Here is a 23635-nt window from a genome sequence, read left to right on the forward strand (position 1 = left end):
GCGCCATCAGAGATGTGTATAAGAGACAGCACCCACACAAACGATGAACGACACAGCACACGGATATCTCAGACAGACGATCACGGCGCTCATCGCGCTCTCGCTCGTCCTCTCGGTCTTCGGACCGGTGGGGACGGTGGCGGCGGATCCGAGCGTCTCGGTCGAACAGACACCCGACAGCACGACGGTCGCACCGGGCGAGACGGTGACGCTGACGACGGAGTTCGACGTGGCGGAACTGAACGCGCCACAGCTGACCGTCGGGCTTCCAGACGGCTGGGAGATCACGGAACAAACAGCCGAGGGACCGGCGGCGTACAACGATGAAGACACGTGGCAGTGGCTCGCGGGCGATGACGACGGCGTCACCGTGAGCTACACGGTCGAGTACACCGTCAGCGTCCCCGAGGACGCCTCGCCGGGAGAGTACTCGATCTCCGCGGACGGATCGGCGCTGAGTCCGACCGACTCCGCATCGACGGCGGACTCCGACTCGACGTCCGTCACCGTCGAGGAGCCGGACCAGAATGAGGGCCCATCGGCGTCCTTCACCGCGAGTCCGTCCTCGCCCGACGCCGGTGAGTCGGTCTCCTTCGACGCCTCGGCGTCGACCGACGCGGACGGCTCGATCGCGAGCTACGAGTGGGACTTCGGTGACGGCGAGACTGCCTCCGGCGAGTCGGTCACCCACGCGTACGACTCGGCCGGCGACTACGACGTGACGCTGACTGTCACCGACGACGACGGCGCGACCGACACGGCCACGCAGACGGTCTCCGTCGGCGAACCCGCGGATCCCGACCCCGATCCCGACCTGTCGACCGCCGTCTCGCTGTCGCCCAGCGAGGACCTCGTTGCCGTGAACGGTACGTCGACGTTCGACGTGGTGGTCGAGGACGCCGACGGCGGCGTCGGTGCCTACAGCCTCGCCCTCTCCGTCGAGGACGGCGAGACCGCCACCATCGAGGACGTCTCGGTCGACGACGGCGCGCTCTCGGACGTCCAGATCTCCGCCGACGGGAGCTCCGCGACGGCAGACGTCGCGCTCCTCGACACCGAGCAGAACGGTTCCGTCACCGTCGCGACCGTCACGGTCGCGGGTTCGGCGGACGGCGAGACGGCTGTCGACCTCGACGTGTCGAGCCTCGGTACCGAGTCCGGCGACGCGTACAACGTCACCGCCGCGAACGGCGCGACGCTCACCGTCTCCGAACTCGTGGTCGGCGGCGCCGACCAGCCCGCGCAGGACCTCGACGGCGACGGCGTCTACGAGGACGTCAACGGCGACGGCGAGGTCGACGAGCTCGACGTCCAGCTGCTGTTCGCCGAGCGCAACAGCGCGGTCGTCCAGGACTCGCCGGACGCGTTCGACTTCAACGGCGACGGCGAGTTCGACATCCTGGACATACAGGCGCTCTTCTACGAGGAGGTCGCCTGAGCGAGATGACCGTTCTCGGTACTCGGTCCGGCGCCCGCGCTGCGGTGTGCACGCTCGCGTTCGCAACCCTGTTCGCTTCGACCATCGGGGTCGCGGCCGCCGCCGGCACCACGGACATCGGGGTGGCGACGGAGCGCGACGCCCTCGCGCCGGGGGACACGACGACCGTCGAGGTCGTCGTCGAGGACGCCGACGGCGGCGTCGGCGCGCTCAACGCCACGGTCACGCTCTCGAACCCGGACACCGCCTCGGTCGAGAACGTGACGATCCACGGCGACCCCGGTCTCGAACGCGTCACCGAGCGCGCCGACGGCGTCGAACTGAGTGCCGCGCTCGCCGATACCGACGACGCCGGGAGCGTCACCGTCGCCACGGTGGTGCTCCGCGCGGAACGGGCCGGGCAGACTTCCGTCGACGTGGACGTGAGAGCGCTCGGCGATGAAGACGGCGCGGCGTACTCCGTCGGCCACGTCGACCGGCCGACGATCGCGGTGGACGAGGTCTCCGGATCCTCGTCGGACGCCCCGACCTCGTCGACGTCGACGAGCGACGAAACGGCGTCGGAACCGGCGGACGACGAAGCGGCGTCGGGATCGGCAGACGACGAAGCGGCGTCGGGATCGGCAGACGACGAAGCGGCGACGGAGTCGCCGAACGACGCGTCGGCCGACAGCAGCGAGACCCAAGACGCCGGTGATAACGACGAGCAGACGAGCGGAGACGACCGGGATGGGTCCGACGGATCGGCTTCGGCCGCGCCGCTCGTGGAGACCTCCGGGAGCCCGATGACGGCGCTTCTCACCCCGACGGGTGCAATCGGCTCCGTCGTCGTCCTCCTCGGTGCGTTCGTCCTGCGCCGGCTGCGGTAGCGATCGCCGCTGTAACCGCCGTCCCGTCCGCGCCCCCCGAGGGGGTGGGCGGGGGGAGGTTACGGAACGGCTCGGCGGTCCGTCACGGCTGTCAGCTCGTACGGACTGGCTAACTAACCGGGATACGATTTTTGTCCGCTACTAATGGCACAACTCACGAGGCTCATCGCGTTCGGGGTCTTTTGCACCGCGCTGACGTCGCTGCTGTTGTTCTGGGTCCTGTTCGCCGAGATGTGGATCCACGGCCGGACGACGACGCAGATCGCGACGAACCGATACGGTGAGTTCTGGCTCGAGTTCGCCGTGTGGTCGCTCGCCGTGATCTTCGCGCCCGTGCTCGTGTACGAAGTCGACGCCGTACTGTTTGGGGACTCGTGACATGCGACGTTCTGACCGGTTGAGCGGCCGTCACGCGCTGGTCGGCGGCTCGGACCGCCGCTGATCGTCCGTCAAGTCACGTCGTGGACTGGAATTATATTCTGTTATCAATATTAGGGGGCCACCTATGTCGTTTGGCACCATATGCCTCAATATGCGACCAGACTGCGATTACGATGGGATAGAACTGTACGAATGTTTCAAATGCGGTGCGTTAGTCACGGCCGCCGGGACCTGTGAGTGCGGGGGAGCGCTCCGACACGTCGGTCGATCGCGGGACCTCTGACCGGGCGGTCGGCCCGTTGTCCGGGCGCCCCTCAGGCCGCGGTACCGTTATTCGTCGTTATTCGTCGTTATTCGTCGTTATTCGTCGTTATTCGTCGTTATTCGTCGTTATTCGTCGTCATTCGTCGTCATCCGTCGTCTCGTCCGCCTTCGCGTCGTATCCGGGGAGCGAGAGCACGTTTTCGCGGCCCAGCCTGAACCCGTCGAGCTCGTCGTCATCGCGGAGTCCCGTGACGACCTGACTCGTCTTGGCGGCCGTCCAGTCGAGTTCGTCGGCGACTCGCTTCTGTTTCATCCGTCCGCCGTTCGCCTCGATGAGCCGGAGCACCTGCTCTTCGTTGCTCAACAGCTCGTCGTCGACCGGCGCGGTAGGGGATTCGTCGGCCGCGTCGCTCTCGCCCGCGCCGTCGGTCGGCGCCGCCGAAGAATCCGACCCGTCTGCGGCGTCGGGGTCTCCCGCGGTATCGGATTTCGACTCGGCGTCGGCGTCCCCCCCTGCGGCGCTCGAATCGTCCGCTGCCCCGGTGGCCGTACCCGCCGCTGTCGCGCCGGTCGCGCCCGCTTCCGTCGCGCCGGCCGTCTCCTCGCCCGTTGCGCCGGACGCCGTCCCCGCCCGCCGGCGACGTCGGTAGACGATCGCGGCGCCGGCGACGACGAGGAGCCCGACGGCGCCGAGCAGGACCGACCCGACGCCGACCCCTTCGGGCCCGACCGTCACCCGCGGCTGCCCGTCCGTGAACTCCACCGGGCCGTCCCAGACGACGGCCCGTTCGCGCGTCTCCGTCGGCGACGGCGAGACGTCGGCGAGTTCGTACCCGTCGGGCCACGACAGAATGAGCGACGACGCCTCGTCGAGGAACAGCCCGTCGATGGCGTCGCCGACGACGAGCCGATCGTCGTCGACGGCCGCGAATCCCGCCCATCGGAACCGGTAGGTGAGAACGCCGTACGACTGCGGTAGCTCGCGCCGCTCGGCGGTGATCGTGGTGTTCGAAATCTCCATCTCACGTCCGGTCGCGTTCTCGGCGACGTCGGCCGTGGAGACCATTCGCTGGCGGAACCGGTCCGTGTACGCCTCCGGATCGTTTTCGACGTCCGTCCGAAGCTCCGTGAACGCCTGCTCTTCGTCCTCGGTCGCGAGACGGACGCGGTACTGCATCTCCCAGACGGCGTCTCCGTCCGGCTCGACGGACACCTCTATCAGGACGTCGTCGGGGTCGACGTCCATCTGTTCGAAGCCGCCGTCCGGGACGCCGGCGGGACCGGAGGCGCTCGCGCCTGTCGCGGCCGCTCCGACGCCGGCGGCGATGAGGGCTACGGTGACGACGAAAACGAAGACCGTTCGCTGCACGGACGGAGACTCATGACGGCCGGATAAATCCCTTCCCATCTCAGCAGGGGATCGACCGGCTCGATCGGTTCGCGGTGTCGGTTTGCGTTCGATTGCGCGGACCGTCGAGCACGGCGATGGCCGACGACGCGTCCCGCGTGTCCATCGTCACTGGTCACCAGTCGGCGGATCCGGACAGCGCTTGTCGGATCCGTGCCGACGTGTCACCGACTGCGTCCGTCACCGCCGACCAACCGGTCGTCGCTTCCTCGGAGGTAAGACGACGGAGCGCGTCAGTCGCTCGGTCGGCACCGCCGCGGTTGCTGTCGGTGGCTCCGCGGTTATCGCTCGCTGACGGGCCACCGGTTTCGGAGGCGGTATCGGCGCCCGTCGAATTGTCGGCGCCCGTCGAGTTGCCGGCGGCCGTCGTACCGTTGCCAGGCGCGGACTCGGTGGCGGCCGTCGACTTGTCGGAACCGCCGTTGTCGGCACCCCCGGCGGAGCCGCTCGCACCGCGATCGGTTCCGTTCCGAGCGTCAGCCGCGCCCCGGTCGTCCGGATCGGACCGATTTGCCGGCTCCGAACCGTTGGGTCCGTCGCCGACCGCGTTCCCGGCTCCGATCGTCGCGTTGTCGGGATCGACCGCGGCGGTCCCGGTCCGGTTCTCGTCGCTGCTCGCGTTCGTCGACGGGCCGCCGGCGCTCCCGCGATCGCGTCCGTTACCCGGGGTGGCGTTCGGTGGTCCCCGGCGGTCGGACGCGAGCGGTCCCCCGACGTCGTCGCCGGTGACGCCGCGGGCAATGGCGGCGACCTCGGGGCCGCTCGCCTCGCTCGCCCGCTCTCGCACCGCATTGAGGCGGTCGTCGTCGAGACCGCGTTCGGCCCTGGCCTGCTCGGGGAGCTCGCGGACGACCTCGGCGCTCCGATTCGACTCGCGTTCGACGCTCTCGGCTCGGGCGCTCGTCTCCGCCATCCGGGCGGCGAAGGCTCCCTGGCTCAGCTCGCCGGCGTCGCGCCGCTCGCGAAGCTCCCGTTGGCGCCGTTCGATCTCGGCGAGGCGCTGTTCGCTTCGATTGAGCCGTTCGGCGACGAACGCGGCCCGCTCCTCGTCGGTCATCGTTCGGTTGAGTCCGACCTCGAACGCCCGCGAGTCGACCTCGCCCGCGATCTCGGCGTTCTGGACCCCGACCACGCCGGATAACCGCTCGCCCGGACTGATGTCCGTCGTCTCGTTCCCCTCCCGCGTCTCGTTGCGCTCGTCAGCGTCGGCCGCCGCCCCGGTGTCGTCTTGGGCGACGGCCGTCCCGACGGGGCCGGCCGCAGCGATTCCGGCCACCCCCACGAGCACGACGACGGTGACGAGCAGCGCGATCCCCTTGTTCATCACGACGACGATACGCGACGGATCCGTATATACCCGGATCTCCGTTAAGCCGGATCAACGCGGATTAAAACGGGAGACGGCGCCGCGTTCCGGACGGCGACCGCAGTCAGTCGTTCAGCGGTCAGTACGACTTGGCGAAGTACGCCGTTCGCTCGGCGTCCTCCCCGCAGATCGCGCAGGTCTCGTCGTGGTCGCCGTCGACGAGGGGGTCGTCGTCCTCGAAGGGGACCATCACGATCTCGGCGGCCATCGGCTCTTTGATCGGCTCCTCGCACGCCTCGTCACCGCACCACGGGGTCTTCACGTAGCCGCCGTGCTGGCCGAGGGTACCGAGGATACCGGCGCGGTCGTCGGCCTCCCGCACCGCGCCGTCGCGAGTCTCCTCGGCGGCCGCGTACAGCTTCGCGTAGATCTCATCGAAGTGGTCGCGGACCGTGTCGTCGACGCCCTCGCGGTCCTCGACGACGCTCTCGCCGTCGGGGCGGTGGACGAGGGTGAGCTCGTCGTCCTCGACCTCGTGGGGGCCGATCTCGATCCGGAGCGGGACGCCGTTGAGCTCGTGTTCGTTGAACTTGAAGCCGGGATTGCGCTCGTCGCGGTCGTCGAGTTCGACGCGGACGCCGGCCTCGTCGAGGTCGTCGGCGACCCCCTCGGCGTAGGCCAGCACGTCCTCTTTGGTGTCCTCCTGCCAGATCGGGACGATGACGACCTGCTCGGGGGCGACGCCGGGCGGGAGCACGAGCCCCTGCTCGTCGGAGTGGGTCATGATCAGCGCGCCGAGCGCGCGCCAGGAGAGCCCCCACGAGGTCGTGTGGGCGACGCGGTCCTCCTCGTCTTCGTCCGAGTACGTGATGTCGAACGCTTCCGCGAACGACTGCCCGAGGTGGTGAGAGGTCCCGGCCTGCACCGACTTCCCGTCGGGCATCAGCGCCTCGACGGTCGTCGTGGTGTCCGCGCCGGGGAACTTGTCGTGATCGGGTTTCTGTCCCTTCAGCACGGGGATCGCCAGCAGATCCTCGTAGACGGATTCGTACTGGTCGAGGCGGGTGAGCGTCTCGTTCCACGCGCCCTCGTGGGTGGCGTGGGCCGTGTGGCCCTCCTGCCAGAGGAACTCCTTCGTGCGGAAGAACGGCTTCGTCTCCGTCGCCTCCCAGCGCACGACGGAGCACCACTGGTTCACGCGCAGCGGGAGGTCGCGGTGGCTCCGGACCCACTGGCTGATGTACGGCGTGATGATCGACTCGGAAGTGGGGCGGACGGCGAGCCGCTCTTCGAGCTCCTTCGTGCCGGCCTCGGTCACCCACGCGACTTCGGGGTCGAACCCCTCGACGATGTCCTTCTCGCGTTCGAGGTACGATTCGGGGATGAAGAGGGGGAAGTAGGCGTTCTGGACGCCCGTGTTCTTGAACTTCGCGTCGAGGAACCCCTGAAGGCGCTCCCAGACGGCGTACGCGCGCGGCCGGGTGACGATGAACCCGCTCATGCCCTCGGGGCCGTAGTCGGCCAGCCCCGCCTTCTGTACGACCTCGGCGTACCACTCGCCGGTGTTGTGCGACTTCGACTCGGTGATGCCGAGCTCTTGGTCGTCGTCGGTCATTGTCTGTGAGAGCGTGGGTCGCGGGCTTAAAACGTCCGAAGCCGCGCGAGTCGACCGGTCGCGGTCACCGACGCCGTCTCGCATCTTGGCCGATCGGCGAGGGCGGTCGTTTCAGGTCGCCGTAATTCGGAGAAACGTTAACCCCGTCCGGACGCCTACCACCGGGCATGGACCTGTCGGGGCTGCGTCGGTACACGCCCAAGGAGGTGACGCGAGCGCGGCGCGAGGCGGCGGTGCTAGCGCCCGTCATCGCCCGCGGCGGCGAGCCCCACCTGCTGTTCACGAAGCGGGCCGCTCACCTCGGCGAGCATCCCGGACAGATGAGCTTTCCCGGTGGGGGCCGCGAGCCGATCGATCGGACCCTGACCGACACGGCGCTCCGCGAGGCCGACGAGGAGGTCGGCATGCGACCGAACGAGGTCGACGTCCTCGGCCGGCTCGACGACACGCGGACGACGAGCGAGTATCGGATCCGACCGTTCGTCGGGGTCGCGCCCGACCGCGAGTACGTGCCCGACGAGTCGGAGGTCGCGGAGGTCGCGATCCTCCCGGTGAGCGGGTTGACCGACCCCGCGAACTACGAGTCCGAGCGCCGCGATCACCCGACGTACGGCCGCCACCGAATCCACTATTTCCACGTCGACGGCTACACCGTCTGGGGCGCGACCGGTCGGATGGTCGTCCAGCTGTTGGAACGGACGACCGACTGGCGCGCGCCCGAGGAGGTCGATCGGGTCGTCGGGGCGGACGCGGAGCTGCCTATTTAATAACTCGCTGGCGCGGCGGCCGCTTTCGAAGCTTCAGGGGATGGCTTATAACCAGTTGCTGAGCGATCACGGGTCCTGTTGAGATTCGGGTGTCTCGACAATACCTACGTGTTGAATACGACGCACGTATCTTGCACCCATCACTCTCAGAATAAGTGTCAAGTTTAAGAAATCACACAATAGTTACCATCACTGGTTGTGAACTAGTGGTATGGCACTCGAAACCATACTCCTAGCAGTCGGCAGGAGCGACGAGGACAGGCTCGACCGACTCGCGGAGACAGCGGCCGACATCGCTGGTTCCGCAGGTGCGATCGTCGCACTGGGCCACGTCTTCACAGAAGGCGAGTATGCACAGGCCACCGAGAGCCTCGATTTCGACCCTGACAGCGAGGTCACGCCGGACGTCATCGCCCGGCGGTACCTCACGATTCGCGAACTAAGCGACGCGATGGAGGAAGCCGGCGTCGAGTACACCGAATACGGCCGTCTGGCCGACGGGGACGACGTCGGCGAGGCAATCGTCGATCTGGCCGGGGACGTCGGCGCAGATCTCATCGTCATCGGCGGCCGGCGGCGCTCGCCGGCCGGAAAGGCCATCTTCGGGTCGACAGTCCAGGAAGTCCTGCTGAACGCCCCCTGCCCGGTGACGTTCGTCCGCGAGGAATCCGATCAGAACTGACGCAGAGTATCTTCGCGTTGGGCCGCCGCCGCGCGCTCCGTTCCCGTTAGTTTATAAGTGACACCGCTTCACTCGGCGGGGTCAACTTCCAGCCGCAGCGCCGTCGGCGCTCCCTCGGCGAGCGCGGCGACGAGGTCGCGGTCGAGGTCGGCGGCCGCGCCGTCGCCCTCGACGAAGATCGTCCGCTCGTCGTCGGTGTAGTCGCTGGTCCGTCCGACCATGGAACGGTCGTCGACGAGCGCGAGGCCGGGATCGCCGCGGCCGACGATCGCGTCGACGTGGGCGGGATCGTCGAGGGAGACGTCGGCCGCGCCCGGCTCTCCGACGGCGATCGTCGCCGTGATCGTCGCGTTCGCGTCTCGACACGCTTCCCGAAATTCCGGGGAGAAGTCGCGGGGCGTCCGGTCGGCTTCGACGCCGACGATACAGTCGCCCGCGGGCGTGAGCCAGTCGTCGGTCGTGAACTCGACGGTGCTCGCGTGCTCGGCGGTGACGTGCTCGTGACCGGTCGCGCGGACGACCTCGACGAGGGCGTCGTCGGCTCCGGGACGGGTGGCGGCGTCGCCGTCGCTGTCGTCGCTGTCGTCGCCGTCGATCTCGGCGTCGCTCATGGTCGTCCGGTCGGCGACGGCGAGCCAAGTGCGCGTCGGTTCAGACGTCCGCGCCCTCGGCGAGTGCGGGGATCAGCCGCGCGGGGTTCTTCGCGAACACCCGGCGCATCAGGTCCTCGGAGACGTCGAGGGTAAGCACCTCCATCACGCCGACGTTCGGGTGGACGTCCGGCGCGCCGGAGCCGAAGAGGACGCGATCGGGGTGTTCCAAGACGCCGCGTTCGAGAATCTCCCGGTAGCGAACCGCGCTCGTGTCGACGTACAGCCGGTCGTACTCGCCGAGCAGGTCGAGCGTTCGCCGCATCAGTTCGGCGTCGAGGGGGTACCCGCCGAAGCTGGCGAGCACGATGGGGAGGTCGTAGTCGAGCAGTTCGCGCTCGACCGCCTCGGGCGGGAACTCCCTGCCGGCGTGGACGATGAGCGGCAGATCGGCGTCCTCCAGTCTGACGAGCACGTCCTCGTTCGGAAGCCCGTCGGCGTGCGGAACGAGCGTGAAGCCGTGGAAGCGGTCGTCGTAGGAGTACTGCTCGACGTCGTCGGGGCGCGCGTGGTGGTCCTCGCGCTCGGCACGGAGGTTTCGAACGACGGAGAGCGGGCCGGTGCCCGGATCGCGGGGGCCGTTGAGCCGGGCGAACGCGACGAACGGCCGGTCGATGGAGAGGCGCGCGACCGCGTTGTTCGCCCGGAGGTAGCTCTGTCCGGGCGCGCGCGGGCCGGGACTCGCGACGGCGCGGACGACGCCCGCCTGGAGCATCTCGCGTTCCAGTCGCTCGGGGGAGATGTCCCGGCCGTGGGTGGCGACGGAGGACTCGTCGGGGTCGAGGGTCGCGCGGGTGTCGACGATCCGAAAGTCGTGTTCGAGCCCCAGCATCTACCGGCCGGTCTCGGGCGATCCGCATGTGCCTGTCGGTCCCACGCGCGGGTGCGGGCAGGTGCTCGTTGCGGGGTCGTCGTCCGGGTCGAACTCGACGCTCACGGCCCCGCGGTCGAGACGATCTTGATCACGTCGCCCTCGCTCAGCTCGTGGCTCTCGCCGATCCGTCGCGACGAGCGCGCGTCGACCGCGTGGAGGTACCCCTCGCCGATGTCGGTGTGGACCGCGTACGCCAGATCGGGCGGCGTCGACCCGGAGGGAAGGAGGAACGCGTCCGGCAGGACGTTCCCGGTCCCGTCGGTCCACTTCGAGGCGTCCTGGACCGGGAACACCGTGATCCGATCGAGCAGGTCGTAGACGGCCGCGTTCAGCGCGGTCTGGACGCCCGTGCCGCCGTACTCGTCCATCACGCCGCGGATCGCGTCGAGCCCGGCGCGTTGGCCGTCCGAGACCTCGCCGACGATCTCGAAGTCGTCGTCGCCGGGATCGTAGTCGAGGACGCCCGCCTCCGCCGCGCGGCGCAGGGCCAGTTCCCCGTCGGCCGTCGCCGGGATCACGGGTTTGTCGGTCCCCTCGCGGAGTCGGTCGACGGCGCCATCGGGGGCGGCGTCGACCTTGTTCGCGACGACGACGATCGGCTTGGTGCGTCGGCGGATCGCCCGCGCGAGCGCCTCGCGGTCGTCGGCGGTCCACGCCTTCGGGTCGTCGGGGTACTCCAGTTCGCGGAGGACGGTCGCCACGTCGTGTTCGGTCGCGCCGAACCCGGTCAACAGGTCCGTGATCGACTCGTCGAGATCGAAGTCGGGCGACCGCGACTTGCGCTCGACGCTCTCCCAGTTGCGGTCGACGATCCCCGCGAGCCACAGGTCCATCTCCTCCTCGATGAAGTCCACGTCGTCGAGGGGGTCGTGCGCGCCGACCGCGACGGGCTCACCCTCGGCGTTCGTCGCGCCCGAGGCGTCGACGACGTTGAGCACGACGTCGGCGTTCGTCAGCTCGTCGAGGAACTGATTCCCGAGCCCCTTCCCCTCGTGAGCGCCCGGAACCAACCCGGCCACGTCGAGGAGTTCGACCGGGACGTAGCGCTTCCCGTCGCGGCAGTTCTCGTTGCCGCAGCGCTCCTCGCGATCGAGGCACGGACACTCGGTCCGGACGTGCGTCACGCCTCGGTTGGCGTCGATGGTCGTGAACGGGTAGTTCGCCACGTCGACGTCGGCCATCGTCGCGGCAGTATAAAAGGTGGACTTCCCGGCGTTCGGCTTCCCCGCCAGCGCGACCGTGATCATGGTCGTGGGTCACGGCCGCGCGAAAAGCGCCTTTCGGTCGGTCCCGACGGCGCGGGTGGTATCACTGACACGAGAACGAGGGAGTCGTCGATCAAAAGGAGCTCACAGACAAAATCTCACCGACAAAAAAACTCACAGACAAAATCTGCGGTCGGCGCGCGCCTGCGAGCGCCCGCCGGGCGCGAGTCGCGCGTGCGAGGGAGTCGGTGGTCCGGAGCAACGCGGAGGACCACCGACGAGGCTGGGGAGGCGCGAGGTGCGGTGCGGTTGCGGCCGGGGTGAGGAGTAGACGTGTTCAGCACGCCAGCAGCGATTTATAAGCCTATTTCCGTGCGACGATCCGGAGCACGTCCTCGTCGGCGAGTTCGTGCCCCTTGCCGACCTGCTGGTCGTCGTGTTTCGCGCTCGGGCCGGAGACGCGGGCGAACTTGAACCGCTCCTCGAACTCGCCGCCGATCTTTTTGCAGGCGTCGCCGACGGTGTCGCCCTCGAAGAGGACCAGCGGCTCCTCGTAGTCGACGCCGCGACCGGGCTTGTCCATATAGATGCGGATGAGTCCGAGCTCCTCCCAAAGACGCTCTTTGAGCCCGTCTAACCCGAGCTCCTTCTCGGCGGAGATGAAGATGACGTCGTCCGGATCGAGGCCGCGTTCGCGCAGTTCTGCCTGCACAGTCGGGAGGTAGTCCTTGTCGATGAGGTCCGCCTTGTTGACGGTGACCATCGACGGGAGGTACTCGCGGTTGTCCATCACGGCGTCGACCAGCTCGTCGATCGTGAGGTCGTGGGGGATCGTCACCTTCGCGTTGACGTAGCCGTACTCGCGGAGCACCTGCTTGACGGTGTCCTCGGCGAGGCTCACGTCGTCGCTCATCGTCACCCCGATGCCGTCTTTGTGCGTCTTCCGGATGTTGATGTTCGGCGGCTCGGTGTCCAGCCGGATGTTCGTGTTGTACAGCTCCTCGCTCAGCCGGTCGTACTGCTCGATCTCGAACACCGACAGGACATACACGACGAGGTCGGCCGTTCGGACGACCGAAAGCACCTCCTTCCCGCCCCCGCGCCCGCCGGCGGCGCCCTCGATCAGCCCCGGAACGTCGAGGATCTGGATGTTCGCGCCACGGTACATCAGCATCCCCGGGTTGACGTCGAGCGTCGTGAACTCGTACGACCCGACCTCGCTGTCGGCGTTGGTGAGGGCGTTGATAAGCGTCGATTTTCCGACGCTCGGGAACCCGACGAGCGCGACGGTGGCGTCGCCGTGCTTCTCGACGGCGTATCCGTGTCCGCCGCCCGCGGAGGACTGGTTCTCCAGTTTCTCTTTCTTCTCGGCGAGCTTCGCCTTCAGCCGCCCGATGTGGGCCTCGGTGGCCTTGTTGTAGGGCGTGTTAGCGATCTCCTCGCGGAGGTCGTCTATCTCTTCCTCCAGTCCCATTGGCGTACAATCGGCCGCTCGGCTCGTTAAAGGTGTTCTTTCCGACCGACTTCGGCTCTCACGCCGTCGTCACGCCCACCCGTTCTGTTGACACTTCGACACGGTTATATTCGAGACGCGTGATCGATTCGAATGTTGAATGCCCGACCCGTCGAGCCTCCGTGACAGCACGCAGATCGTCCTCCCGCGTCACGCCCTTGACGGACTCAGGGACTGTCTCGACGATCGATTCACCATCACCGTCGTCGAGACGGACGGGTACTACCGGATCATCGGTAGTCCGGTCGAGATCAAGGCCGCGAGTAACTACTTAGCCCGGAACGGCGTCGCCGTCGCGTAGCCTGTTTCCCGGCACGCAGAGCGCCGTCTCGCAGCACGAGCGAGCGAGTGGATGTTGCTCTCGATGTAACTCTCAAGCGGTCCGAACGGCGACCAGCTGGTTCGAAAAAGCGATCGGCCGCCGAGTACGCGACTACCCGATGACGCCGACGAGCAACTGCACCGCGATGAGCAGCAAGAACAACAGCCCGGTCGCGAACGACCCGGCCATGACGCCGTGAGCGTTCCCGAGCCCGCGTCCGCGAGCGGCGAAGTACGCGCCGAGGAAGACGAACCCGGCGATGAGCAGCGCGACTGCGGCGTACGAAAGCGTGAGCAACGTCCCCGAAAGGCCCTCCGAAAGCCCGAAGCTGCCGACAGCGAGCACGGCCGTGCCGACGACGCCGAGCGTGATTCCGATGAACGCGACGGCCCAGACGACCGGCTGCTGGGAGATTTCGCGCAGGCTGTCGGTGACGACCGTGTACGTGTCGGCCGACTCCTGCCCGGGTGCGGTGCGTTGCGCGCCGATCTGTGCGACGGCGACGAAGGTGGCCACGACGAGCAGCCCCATGAGTGCCGTGCTCAAAAGCGTGAGTGAGACCATGATGGGTTCGTTGTTAGGGCGTCCGTTCGCGTATACAAATAGCCTTCGTATACGCCTGCGTTCGCCCCACCGTTCCCGTGGAGTAGGGGCGTCTGGGAGCGTCGTCGTCGAGGCTCAGCGGGCGCCGGCGGCGTCGGTCGTCAACCGGTGTGTGGGTCGCTTCTCGACTCGCTGCACAAGAGCTAAGTGCGCCTTCGCTAAGGAGCATACAAGAGCAGAGTGACGAACATGATAGATTCACTTATCCTGCAACAGGGGAGCGACTGGCGCGCGCAGGCGGAGGTCTTCGACGAGATTTTCTTCGTCTTTCTCGCGCTGGGAACGCTCGTCGGAACCATCGTCGTGTCGTACACGCTATGGAACGTGTACAAGTACCGCGATGACGGTAGCGAGCCGAAAGACAGTTTCGACGCACCGGTCGTCGGCGAGCTCCCCACGGGACAGGGCGGTCCGAAAGCAAAGAAGCTCTTCCTCTCGTTCGGGTTGAGCGCGATCGTCGTCATCAGTCTCGTCGTGTACGCGTACGGGCTCCTCCTCTACGTCGAAGAAGGACCGGAAACCGACGAAGAGGGCGACATCGAGATCCTCGTCGAGGGATACCAGTTCGGCTGGGAGTACGAGTACCCGAACGGCCACACCGAGACGGGCGAGATGATCGTCCCGGCCGACCAGCGCATCGATATTCAAGTAACCTCACGGGACGTGTGGCATAACTTCGGCTCATCAGAGTTACGGATAAAGTCGGACGCCATCCCCGGAGACACTAACTCCAACTGGTTCTCCGTGAGTTCCGAAGAGGTCGAAGCACAGGGCGGTGAAGCGACGTTCCTCGTGGAGTGTTTCGAACTCTGCGGCTCCGGTCACTCGGCGATGAAGGGTCAAATCACGGTTATCCCTGAAGACGAGTGGGAAGAGTGGTACGAGGACACCGAAGGGGAGTCCAACTCCTCTCGCATTGATGCACCTGCTCCCGGAGGTGTCTCCGCATGAGTGAGCTCCCGCCGACGACCTCGGTGAAGCGGTGGCTCGTCACGACGAACCACAAGGACATCGGGATCCTGTACACGATCACCGCGCTGTTCTTCCTGCTTTTCGGCGGTGTACTCGCACTGCTTATCCGCGTGCAGCTGTGGGACCCGGCGAGTCAGGTGCTCTCCGGGCTAGCGTACAACGAGGCCGTCACCGCTCACGGGCTCATTATGGTGTTCTGGTTCCTCTCGCCGTTCGGATTCGGCTTCGCGAACTACTTCGTCCCGCTGCAGATCGGTGCAGACGACCTCGCGTTCCCCCGCTTGAACGCGCTCTCGTACTGGATGTACCTGTTCTCCGGCGTCCTGCTGGGGATCAGCTTCTTCCAAGGCGGCACCCTGAGCGCCGGGTGGACGATGTACGCGCCGCTCAACGTCCCGATGTACACGCCGAGTATCGGGTCGACCGGCGCGGTGCTCGCGCTGTTCATGTTCGTCGTCGGCGTCACGGCGTCGACGGTGAACTTCCTCACGTCGATCCACCACTCGCGTGCGGAGGGCATGGGTATCATGGACATGCCGATGTTCACGTGGTCCATGCTCGCGACCGTGTGGATGATGCTGTTCGCGTTCGCGGCGCTGCTCGCGGTCGGGCTCATCCTCGCCGCTGACCGTGTGCTCGGGAGCGTGTACTTCTCGGCGACCGAAGGCGGCTCGCTGCTGTGGGGCCACCTGTTCTGGTTCTTCGGTCACCCCGAGGTGTACATCGTGTTCTTCCCGGCGCTCGGTGTGATGTTGGAGCTGTTCCAGACGTTCTCCGGCCGCCGGCTCGTCGGCCGGAAGTGGGTCATCATCTCCATCTGTCTGATCTCCGTTCAGTCGTTCCTCGTGTGGATGCACCACATGTTCCTGACGACGATCAACCTGGAGATCAAGACGCTGATGATGGCCACCACCATCGGGATCTCGCTGCCGTTCGACCTGCTGGTGTTCTCGCTGATCTACACGCTGATCAAGGGACGCATCCAGTTCACGACGCCGTTCCTCTTCGCGTTCGGTGCGCTACTGCTGTTCATCGTCGGCGGTATCACCGGCGTATTCCTCGGTGCCATCGTCCTCGACTACGAGTTCCGCGGCACCTACTGGGTGGTGGCGCACTTCCATTACGTGATGTTCGGGGGCGCAACCGCGCTGTTCGGCGGCGCGTACTACTGGTTCCCGAAGATGACCGGAAAGATGTACGACGAATTCCTGGGGAAGGTGCACTTCGTGCTGTTCTTCCTCGGGTTCAACGCGGTGTACTTCTCGATGTTCCTCGCGTGGGAGACCCCGCGCCGCGTCTTCGAGTACAACCCCGCGTTCCAGAGCATGCACCAGGTGGGGACAGTGGGGGCGTTCGTCCTCGGGTTCTCGTTCTTCATCATGTTCTACAACTTCGCGAAGTCGTACGTCTCCGGTCCCGAAGCCGGGGACAACCCGTGGGACTACTCGCGGACTGCGGAGTGGGCGGTCTCGTCGCCGCCGCCGCTGGAGAACTGGCCGAACCGCCCGTCGTACGCCTCCGGGAAGCTCGAGTTCGTGAAAGACTACGTCCCGGACGGTGGCCCGGCGGTCAAGGCCGACGAGAACGGGAACGCCGCCACCGACGGCGGTGACAGTCACGCCGACCACATCCGCTCGTACCCGTACTGGGACAAACACCCGAGCCACGCGAGCATCTGGCCGTTCGCGCTCTCGCTGGCGACCGGGATCATGCTGCTCGGACTGTCCGGATTCAACGACGCGATCGAGTTTACGATCGGCGAGACCCTCGCGACGACGAGCGTCACGGTCGCCAACCCGGTGTACCTGGTTCTCACCGTGCTCGGACTGCTCGCGCTCATCTGGACCGGCGTGAAGTGGGGGCTCGAAGACTTCTACGCGCCGCCCAGCGAGTTCGGCGAGCGGTGGCCCTTCGAGGGCGTCGAGAAGGTGAAACTGGGGATGTGGTTCTTCCTCGCGTCCGACGTGATCGTCTTCGGGGCGTTCATCTCGGCGGCGGTGTTCATCCGGTACAACGCCGGGTGGATGACGTGGGAGCCGCTGACGGAGTCGCTACCCGGCCTCATCAACACCTTCGTGCTGCTCACGTCCTCGTTCACCGTGATCCTCGCGCTCGTGGCGGCCCACCGGAACAGCCGACAGGGTCTGCTCGCGTCGCTGGGGACGACGATCCTCCTCGGATTCACGTTCCTCGGGATCAAGATGTGGGAGTGGCACCACGAGGTGTTCGACAGGGGAGTCACGCTGTCGCAGAACGCACACGGCGAGCCGATTCAGGCGTCGGTCTACTACGTGACCACCGGCCTCCACGGGGTCCACGTGGTCGGCGGGCTCCTGATCGCCATGTTCCTGTTCTACCGGGCGTACCAGGGACACTACCTGGACGACGAGCGGCCGATCGAGTACTTCGGCCTCTACTGGCACTTCGTCGACATCGTCTGGGTGTTCATCTTCCCGCTGTTCTACCTCTTCTGAGGGAGGACGGCGGCCCGAACCGTTTCTGAATCGACGTACACCGGTTTCACGGCGTTCGCCGTCGCTATCCGATCAGTCGTTCGACCGCTCGTCGTCGAGCGGCGCTGCACACCACTGACAGAAGTCGAGTCCGGGGTCGACGTCGCGGCCGCAGTCGGGACACGTGGGTGTGCTCTCCTCGATACCGCTCGTGGCGGCCCGATCCGGGCCGCCGTTCGGCGGCGGCGACGTTCGCCCCGCTCCCGCCGCCTGTCGGTCGTACTCGCGATTGGTCCGGACGGCGATGGCGTAGGCGTCGACGACACTCGCCGCGACGATGAACAGCACCGGGGCGATGTCGGAGAGCGGCGGTCGCTCGCCGGCGAAGAGCTGGTCGACCGCCGCGTCCGGGACGATGAAGACGACGGTTGCGGTGATCACCACGTACCACCCGAACGCGCGCGCCCACCGTCTGAGATACGCGTGGCCGAGTCCGGACACCACGAGCGCCAACAACGCGGCGAGCCACGGTCGGCGTCGGCTGCGATTGCTCATGTCGCGGGCTACGGACTCCGGCACCGAGTAACTGCCCCTCGCTCGCAGCGCTTATGTCTCCGAAACGCCGAGCACGGGTATGCTCCCTGTCCCGACGACGGAACTCCTCACCGGTCTCCGGATCGCGCTTCTCGCCGTCGCGTACTGGGGCGGTGGGTTCCTCGTCGCGTACCTCCTGTACAAGCGCTGGCGCGGCGACGGTCCTCGAAGCGACGAGTGACCGGCTGTCGCTCGGCGGCGGTCCGTCGTTGCGATTCGATCACGCTTTTGCTCGCGCTGTGCCCAGATCAGGTATGACCGACACGGCGCTCGTCATCGGCGGCACGCGGTTCATCGGCCGACACACCGTCTCTGAGTTGCTCGCAAACGACTACGAGGTCGCGATGGTAAATCGGGGGAACCACGAGAACCCCTTCGCTGCTAACGACCGCGTCACTCACGTCGCGGGCGACAGGACGGACCGGCAGACCCTCCGCGCCGCGAAGCGATCGGTCGATCCGGACGTCGTGATCGACTGCGTGGCGTATCACCCGGCGGACGTCGAAGCGGCGACGGACGTGTTCGCGGACGTCGACGGTTACGTGTACATCTCGTCGGGGTCGAGCTACGGCGCCGAGGAGATTCCGAAACGCGAAGACGAGACGCCCCTGTGTGGGTGTACGCCCGAGCAGGCGACCGACGACAGCCAAGACACCTACGGGAACCGGAAGGCCGAGGGCGACCGCGCGGTGTTCGCGGCGGCCGAGGCGGGCGTCAACGCGGTGGCGGTTCGCCCGTGTATCGTGTACGGTCCGCACGATTACACGGAGCGGCTCGATTACTGGATCGACCGTGTGCTCTCGTACGACCGCGTCGTCGTCCCCGGAGACGGACAGAACGTCTGGCAGCGCGCGTACGTCGAAGACGTCGCGAGCGCGCTCCGGATAGCTGCCGAGCGCGGCGAGCCCGGCGCAGCCTACAACGTCGGCGATCGACGGGCGCTCACGCTGGCGGAGACCGTGGAGACCATCGCCGACGCGGCCGACACCGACTGCGAGGTCGTCCCCGCGAGTGCCGACGCGCTCGCGGCCGGCGATCTGACGCCCGACGAGTTCGTCCTCTACCGGGAGTATCCGCACCTCCTCGACACCTGCGCGCTCGCCGACCTCGGATGGGAGTCGACGCCCGTCGACGAGGCGATGGAGCGAACGGTGGCGGACCATCGCAACTCGGACCGTGACGGGAGCGAGTGGGATCCGGGGCGCGAGGCGGAAGAACGCGTCCTAGGCGTGAAAGAAACACTGTAGGCGGGCACGAGAGTGCGTGCGAGGGTCAGTAGGCGGCGTCCCAGCGCGACGGTCGTCGCCGATTCCCGCAGTCGCCACACACCATTCGATCCATCGTATCGATAGCGATCTCTGTCCCCTCACAGTTCCCGCAGAAGTAGCCGTAGCGCTGCTCGCGGTCCTGGTCGCTGTACGCGACGTAAAACGGCGCCTCAGATCCCCGCTCGGCCTCGTCGAAGGCGACGTAGACCGTGTCACCGGCGTCGGTCTCGACGATCCCCTCGGAGATGCCGGTGAGGCGACTGATCTGCTTCCGGTACGCCAGTTCGTCGAACGTCTCCTCGCCGATCTCGACGGGGCGCTCTCCGACCAACTCGTATCCCTCGGCCTCGTAGAAGGCGGTACCGGCCTCGTTGGCGACCAAGACGCGCGCCTCGATCCGATCGACGTCGGCCGCGCGAAGCTCCGCTTCGACGTGCGCCAAGAGCGCGGAGCCGATCCCCGACCCGCGGTGGTCCGGGTGGACGTGGAGCCAGTCGATCTCGCCGATCCGCTCGCGTCGCCCGACGACGTAGCTCTCGGCGAATCCGATCACGGTCCCGTCGACGACGGCGACGGGACACACCGTGTCCTCGTCCTCAATGTCCGCCTCGAGGTCGTCGGGGTCGTACCACTCGTCGGCCGCCCCGTCGAGCAGCGTCTCGTCGACGGCGTGTCCGTATGAGGCGATCAGCGACTCGCGCGCGACCGACCGGATCGCGTCGATGTCGTCGACAGTTGCAGCGCGGAGTTTCATGGTCGGATGTTCGCCCGCGATTATAAAAAACACGACCGAACGTGTCAAATATTCGGTTGTTTCACCGCAACACAGCGTCGGAAGCGGTCGCGGATGGCGCTACGCGCAGCGCGAGCGGGGCGAAACGCGAGCCCACGGAGCGAGAGGAGAGATCACAGGACGGAAGTCAACCGTCTCGATAGGAACCGGAACGGAGACGGGTCGATTACGAGATGGAGTAGGTCGCCGCGGCCATCAGCAGCATGGTCAACGCGAGCGCGAGCGCCATCACGTAGGTTAGCGAGCGGTTCTCCCACCGGAGGTGCTGGAAGTACGCGACGATGAGTCCGGTCTTGACCACGGAGATGACCATCGTCCCGGCGAACGCCTGGCGGTACGTGAAGCCGAACAGTTCGACCTCGAAGAGAACGAAGTTCAGCGCCGCCGCCAGCAGGAGCCCGATGTAGATCGCCGAGTATAGTTTCACGGAGTCGGACGACATTGCTGAGTGAACGTTCGCGTGCGTGCTTAAAGAACTAACCATCCGGGAAACCGGATCGCGCCTCGCGACGACGTCGGTGTGACGTCGCCGGTCAGTGAGACGTCGTCGCGGAGCCGCCTCGAGATCGACGCTCGCACCCCGAAACGCCTATCAGCGTCAGCGACCGACTTCGCGACGGTCGCATCTCTGACCGGACCCAACCGTGGACCCGCTTGAACCGACGGACGATCTGCTCGAATCGCTGTACGTCGTCAACAAGGCCGCCAAACGGCTCGCCGACGAGGCGACGGCCGCCTACGAGCGCGGCGACGTCACCGAGAGCAACGTCAACTCGGCGCGAAAAGACGCCTTGTACCGGACGAAAACGGCGGTTCTGAGCCGGATCGTCGCGGCCGATCCGTCGCGCGTCACCGGCGAGTATCACACCGTCCACGGCGATACGTGGCTTCTCGTCACCGTCGACGGCTGGGAGTTCCACCAACCGCCGTACGCCTTCGGGAGCGACCTCACCGACGCGATCGAGATCTCCAACACCGTCGATACCCCCCGAGACATCCCGTACGTCCGAGAGGCGACCGCCGAGCGATCCGATCGGTCGCTGGAGGCGGCGCTCGCTCACCTCGCGGAACGCGGCGTCGACGCGAATGACCACCTCGACCGTCCGACGATAAGCGGCGAGCGAGACCAAGTCGTCGACGTGCGGTGGGCCGCTCTGCGGTGACGAGACGAGAGATCGGTTCCGATCGGTGCCCCGCTCGGCTACTCCGCGGTCGGCGTCACCGTGTCGAGGGAGGGAAGCCCGGCTTCGATCTCCGCCCGTCGGCCTTCCAGCCACTTCGGTAGCACCAGTGTCTCGCCCAGCGAGGACCGCGGCTCGTCGACGTCGTACCCGGGCTCCGCCGTGGCGAACTCGAAGAGGACGCCACCGGGGGTCCGGGCGTACACCGACCGGAACCACTTGCGGTCGATCACCTGACTCGGGCGAAGCCCGCGCGCCTGGAGGAGCTCGCGCCAGGCCTCCTGTTCGGCGTCGGTAACGCGGTACGCGACGTGGTGTACCGTTCCGGCACCGGGGGTTCCCTGCGGCGTCTCGGGATCGGACACCACGTCCACGACGTAGCCGACGTCTCCGTCCGTTTCGAAGCGACGGCGGTGCGCCGCCTCGTCGCGGTCCGTCTCCTCGTACCCCATCGCCGCCAGCAGGTCGACCGTCGCGTCGGCGTCTGGAAGCGCGAGTTCGACCGCGAAGAACCCCCGGACGGCGTGCGTTTCGGGCACCGGACCGGCGGGCGGCTCGCCGGCGGACGCGTCCTCGCGCGCGACGAGTTCGAGCGGGAGGCCGTCCGGGTCAGCGAAGGCGACGACCTCGTCGCCGAACCGTTCGATCCGCTCGACGTCGACGCCCCGATCGGTCAGCCGATCGGTCCAGTAGTCGACCGAATCCACGGGGATGGCGAACGACACGGTCGAGGCCTGTCCGGCGCCGACGCGGCCGGGTCGCGCCCCGACGTACGGAAAGAACGTCACGCTGGTCCCCGGGGTGCCGGCGTCGTCGGCGTAAAACAAATGGTAGACGCCGACGTCGTCCTGGTTCACGCTGCGTTTCACGAGGCGGAGTCCGAGCGTCTCGGTGTAGAAGGCGTGGTTCGCGGTCGGGTCGCTCGCGATGGCGGTCACGTGGTGGATACCGGGCGTGTCGAGGTCGGCCGTCATGCCACGTGCTACGCCTCGCGGCTACTTGTACTCGCGCGAACACCGGTGAAACCGGCTGACAGCGGTGTTACTCGAGGACTTCGATACCGCCGAGCATCCCGTTCGCCTCGTGGGGCGAACAGAGGTACAGCTCGATCCCGGCCGCGTCGAACGTCTGCTCGAACGTCTCCGAGTCGCTGTCGACGGGGTCGCCGCTGGAGAACTCCGACGCGGAGCCCTCCGCGGACTCGACGTTGTGCGCGCCGCCCTCGCCGGTCCACTCCCAGACGACGGTCGTTCCGGCGTCGATACGGATCGCGGCCGGATCGAACGCGAATCCGACGTCGCCCGCGCCGACGGCGACGGTGACCTCGTCCTCGCCCGTGTAATCCGCGATCGTGCCGTCGTACCCGCTGGCGTCGGCGAGGTACTCGTCGATCTCGTCCGGCACGTCGTCGGCGGGCTGGCCGGGTTCGCTGCCGCCGTCTCCGTCCGAGCCGCCGTCGTCGCTCGAGCCGTCACCGCCGTCGCCGCCGGCGCACCCGGCGAGCGTTCCGAGCGTCAACGCGGCTCCAGTTCCAGCGATATACCGCCGTCTGGATAGTCTGTGAGACATCACTCTTCAGTAGGGGCCCGAGCCTTACAAACCCCTTGACGAACGGCGCGTCGTGGGAATCGTCCGCCCGCAGTCCTGCCGCGTTCGTCCGGGCACCGCCCCGCGGTCCGGCGACTTTATTCGCTGTCGCAACCGTTCTCCGTCGTATGCGGGAAGACGAGTTGGCGACGCGAGTCGTCGACCACTACGCCGCCGCCCACGAGGACGCCGACGTCCGGCTGGAGGAGCCGTACGACGCGGAGGGTCGCCGCGGCGTCGTCGACGTGTACGTCCGGCTGCGAACGCCCTACCGAGTCGACCACGTCATCGAACTCAAAGGCGACGCGGCCGTTCGCGGCGCGACGGGAGCCAACGAGGTCCTCCGGCAGTATCGGCGGATGGAGCGCTACTTCCACGCCGACTCGACGCACGCGATCCGGCCGAAGCTTGGCCGGACAGAGCCGGGCGCACGCTTCCTGTTGTGTTTCGCCCCGACCCCGACCTGCGTGTACCACGTCGCGACCCACCGCTCGCTGTACGGCTCCGTGGACCCCGCGGGACGGGTCGACGACGTGCCGGCGATTCGGACGGTCGCGTTCCTCACGGGACTCGACGGCGACCCGGCCGACCTCGGTATGGTCTCGGTCAACGGCGACGCGCCGTTCGGGTCGACGGCCTTTTTAAATGCAGTTCCGGCGGAGTCGCGGCTGGCCGAGAGCCTCCGCCGCGTCGACGACGACCTCGTCGAGTTCTGATCGAACGACCCGTACGCCTCGCGCGGCTTCGCGTCGTGTTCGTGCCGTTTTCGCGCCGTTCCTGTGCCGTTCTCGCGCCAATCCCGTGCCGTTCCCGTGCCGTTCCCGCGTCATCGGGGCCGACGTGAGATGACTGCGGCGCTGTTTGAGGGGCTCTGTTCAACTGAGTAGCCC

Annotated in this window: 26 protein-coding genes; 13 read left to right on the forward strand and 13 right to left on the reverse strand. The window is 67.1% G+C overall.

Annotation, left to right across the window (positions count from 1 at the left end):
- Window positions 1-43: 43 nt before the first annotated feature.
- The 4 genes from C461_RS15700 (at window position 44) to C461_RS15275 (ending at window position 2971) form a co-directional block, all read left to right on the forward strand.
- Window positions 44-1438, forward strand: coding sequence for a PKD domain-containing protein (locus C461_RS15700; RefSeq protein ID WP_007998642.1), 1395 nt, complete (start codon window positions 44-46; stop codon window positions 1436-1438).
- 5 nt (window positions 1439-1443) lie between these two features.
- Entirely contained in the window at window positions 1444-2307 is an 864-nt protein-coding gene (locus C461_RS03270; protein WP_007998644.1) for a hypothetical protein, read from the forward strand.
- A gap of 144 nt (window positions 2308-2451) precedes the next feature.
- A complete protein-coding gene (locus C461_RS03275; protein ID WP_007998646.1) occupies window positions 2452-2685 on the forward strand; it encodes a hypothetical protein in 234 nt (77 codons plus the stop codon).
- A 154-nt stretch (window positions 2686-2839) separates the two neighbouring features.
- Window positions 2840-2971, forward strand: coding sequence for a rubrerythrin-like domain-containing protein (locus C461_RS15275; RefSeq protein WP_152418305.1), 132 nt, complete (start codon window positions 2840-2842; stop codon window positions 2969-2971).
- Window positions 2972-3088: 117 nt separating this feature from the next.
- Here C461_RS15275 and C461_RS03280 read toward each other — a convergent pair whose 3' ends face one another.
- The 3 genes from C461_RS03280 to proS form a co-directional block, all read right to left on the reverse strand.
- Window positions 3089-4321 carry a DUF7345 domain-containing protein gene (locus C461_RS03280; RefSeq protein ID WP_007998648.1) on the reverse strand — a complete coding sequence of 411 codons (1233 nt, stop codon included), beginning with the start codon at window positions 4319-4321 and terminating at the stop codon, window positions 3089-3091.
- Window positions 4322-4475: 154 nt separating this feature from the next.
- Entirely contained in the window at window positions 4476-5684 is a 1209-nt protein-coding gene (locus C461_RS15935; RefSeq protein WP_007998649.1) for a hypothetical protein, read from the reverse strand.
- A gap of 121 nt (window positions 5685-5805) precedes the next feature.
- Window positions 5806-7281, reverse strand: coding sequence for a proline--tRNA ligase (gene proS, locus C461_RS03290; RefSeq protein ID WP_007998651.1), 1476 nt, complete (start codon window positions 7279-7281; stop codon window positions 5806-5808).
- Between the two features lie 167 nt (window positions 7282-7448).
- Between proS and C461_RS03295 the strand changes: the two genes are divergently transcribed.
- Window positions 7449-8048: an NUDIX hydrolase gene (locus tag C461_RS03295; RefSeq protein WP_007998653.1), complete on the forward strand. Its 600-nt coding sequence runs from the start codon at window positions 7449-7451 to the stop codon at window positions 8046-8048.
- Between the two features lie 211 nt (window positions 8049-8259).
- On the forward strand, window positions 8260-8730 hold the full coding sequence (locus C461_RS03300) for a universal stress protein (protein WP_007998655.1): 471 nt from the start codon (window positions 8260-8262) through the stop codon (window positions 8728-8730).
- 68 nt (window positions 8731-8798) lie between these two features.
- Here C461_RS03300 and C461_RS03305 read toward each other — a convergent pair whose 3' ends face one another.
- From C461_RS03305 to C461_RS03320, 4 genes are all read right to left on the reverse strand, one after another.
- Entirely contained in the window at window positions 8799-9341 is a 543-nt protein-coding gene (locus C461_RS03305; RefSeq protein ID WP_007998656.1) for a DUF371 domain-containing protein, read from the reverse strand.
- 40 nt (window positions 9342-9381) lie between these two features.
- Entirely contained in the window at window positions 9382-10212 is an 831-nt protein-coding gene (locus tag C461_RS03310) for an amidohydrolase family protein (RefSeq protein ID WP_007998657.1), read from the reverse strand.
- Window positions 10213-10313: 101 nt separating this feature from the next.
- Window positions 10314-11501 carry a redox-regulated ATPase YchF gene (locus C461_RS03315; RefSeq protein WP_007998658.1) on the reverse strand — a complete coding sequence of 396 codons (1188 nt, stop codon included), beginning with the start codon at window positions 11499-11501 and terminating at the stop codon, window positions 10314-10316.
- Window positions 11502-11823: 322 nt separating this feature from the next.
- Entirely contained in the window at window positions 11824-12933 is a 1110-nt protein-coding gene (locus C461_RS03320) for an OBG GTPase family GTP-binding protein (protein WP_007998659.1), read from the reverse strand.
- 139 nt (window positions 12934-13072) lie between these two features.
- Between C461_RS03320 and C461_RS03325 the strand changes: the two genes are divergently transcribed.
- The gene (locus C461_RS03325) at window positions 13073-13273 is read left to right on the forward strand and encodes a VNG_1110C family protein (RefSeq protein ID WP_007998660.1); all 201 of its coding nucleotides are present in this window, start codon (window positions 13073-13075) and stop codon (window positions 13271-13273) included.
- A gap of 132 nt (window positions 13274-13405) precedes the next feature.
- On the opposite strand, the gene C461_RS03330 is transcribed toward C461_RS03325, so the two are convergent.
- On the reverse strand, window positions 13406-13858 hold the full coding sequence (locus C461_RS03330; RefSeq protein WP_007998661.1) for a hypothetical protein: 453 nt from the start codon (window positions 13856-13858) through the stop codon (window positions 13406-13408).
- A gap of 228 nt (window positions 13859-14086) precedes the next feature.
- Between C461_RS03330 and coxB the strand changes: the two genes are divergently transcribed.
- Together coxB and C461_RS03340 are read left to right on the forward strand one after the other, a co-directional pair.
- Window positions 14087-14848, forward strand: coding sequence for a cytochrome c oxidase subunit II (gene coxB / locus C461_RS03335; RefSeq protein ID WP_007998662.1), 762 nt, complete (start codon window positions 14087-14089; stop codon window positions 14846-14848).
- A complete protein-coding gene (locus tag C461_RS03340; protein WP_007998663.1) occupies window positions 14845-17343 on the forward strand; it encodes a cbb3-type cytochrome c oxidase subunit I in 2499 nt (832 codons plus the stop codon). Before coxB ends, C461_RS03340 begins: the two co-directional genes overlap by 4 nt.
- A 72-nt stretch (window positions 17344-17415) precedes the next feature.
- On the opposite strand, the gene C461_RS03345 is transcribed toward C461_RS03340, so the two are convergent.
- On the reverse strand, window positions 17416-17877 hold the full coding sequence (locus C461_RS03345) for a zinc ribbon domain-containing protein (protein ID WP_007998664.1): 462 nt from the start codon (window positions 17875-17877) through the stop codon (window positions 17416-17418).
- Window positions 17878-17956: 79 nt separating this feature from the next.
- On the opposite strand from C461_RS03345, the gene C461_RS15770 reads away from it, so the two are divergent.
- Together C461_RS15770 and C461_RS03350 are read left to right on the forward strand one after the other, a co-directional pair.
- The gene (locus C461_RS15770; RefSeq protein ID WP_169316531.1) at window positions 17957-18097 is read left to right on the forward strand and encodes a hypothetical protein; all 141 of its coding nucleotides are present in this window, start codon (window positions 17957-17959) and stop codon (window positions 18095-18097) included.
- Between the two features lie 73 nt (window positions 18098-18170).
- Complete coding sequence (locus tag C461_RS03350) at window positions 18171-19163, forward strand: NAD-dependent epimerase/dehydratase family protein (protein WP_007998666.1); 993 nt, start codon at window positions 18171-18173, stop codon at window positions 19161-19163.
- A gap of 25 nt (window positions 19164-19188) precedes the next feature.
- On the opposite strand, the gene C461_RS03355 is transcribed toward C461_RS03350, so the two are convergent.
- Together C461_RS03355 and C461_RS03360 are read right to left on the reverse strand one after the other, a co-directional pair.
- Window positions 19189-19938: a GNAT family N-acetyltransferase gene (locus C461_RS03355; RefSeq protein WP_007998668.1), complete on the reverse strand. Its 750-nt coding sequence runs from the start codon at window positions 19936-19938 to the stop codon at window positions 19189-19191.
- Window positions 19939-20143: 205 nt separating this feature from the next.
- Complete coding sequence (locus C461_RS03360; protein WP_007998669.1) at window positions 20144-20419, reverse strand: cytochrome C oxidase subunit IV family protein; 276 nt, start codon at window positions 20417-20419, stop codon at window positions 20144-20146.
- Window positions 20420-20621: 202 nt separating this feature from the next.
- Here C461_RS03360 and C461_RS03365 point away from each other — a divergent pair, with 202 nt between their 5' ends.
- Window positions 20622-21140 carry a hypothetical protein gene (locus C461_RS03365; protein ID WP_007998671.1) on the forward strand — a complete coding sequence of 173 codons (519 nt, stop codon included), beginning with the start codon at window positions 20622-20624 and terminating at the stop codon, window positions 21138-21140.
- Between the two features lie 38 nt (window positions 21141-21178).
- On the opposite strand, the gene C461_RS03370 is transcribed toward C461_RS03365, so the two are convergent.
- Both C461_RS03370 and C461_RS03375 read right to left on the reverse strand, forming a co-directional pair.
- Window positions 21179-22132 (reverse strand): VOC family protein, encoded by a 954-nt coding sequence (locus C461_RS03370; RefSeq protein WP_007998673.1) that lies wholly within the window; start codon window positions 22130-22132, stop codon window positions 21179-21181.
- A gap of 67 nt (window positions 22133-22199) precedes the next feature.
- Window positions 22200-22727: a halocyanin domain-containing protein gene (locus tag C461_RS03375; protein WP_049906262.1), complete on the reverse strand. Its 528-nt coding sequence runs from the start codon at window positions 22725-22727 to the stop codon at window positions 22200-22202.
- A 146-nt stretch (window positions 22728-22873) separates the two neighbouring features.
- Between C461_RS03375 and C461_RS03380 the strand changes: the two genes are divergently transcribed.
- Window positions 22874-23461: a hypothetical protein gene (locus C461_RS03380; RefSeq protein WP_007998677.1), complete on the forward strand. Its 588-nt coding sequence runs from the start codon at window positions 22874-22876 to the stop codon at window positions 23459-23461.
- The last annotated feature ends 174 nt before the right edge of the window (window positions 23462-23635 follow it).

This window comes from Halorubrum aidingense JCM 13560 (assembly GCF_000336995.1).
In the GTDB taxonomy this organism is placed as follows: Archaea; Halobacteriota; Halobacteria; order Halobacteriales; family Haloferacaceae; genus Halorubrum; species Halorubrum aidingense.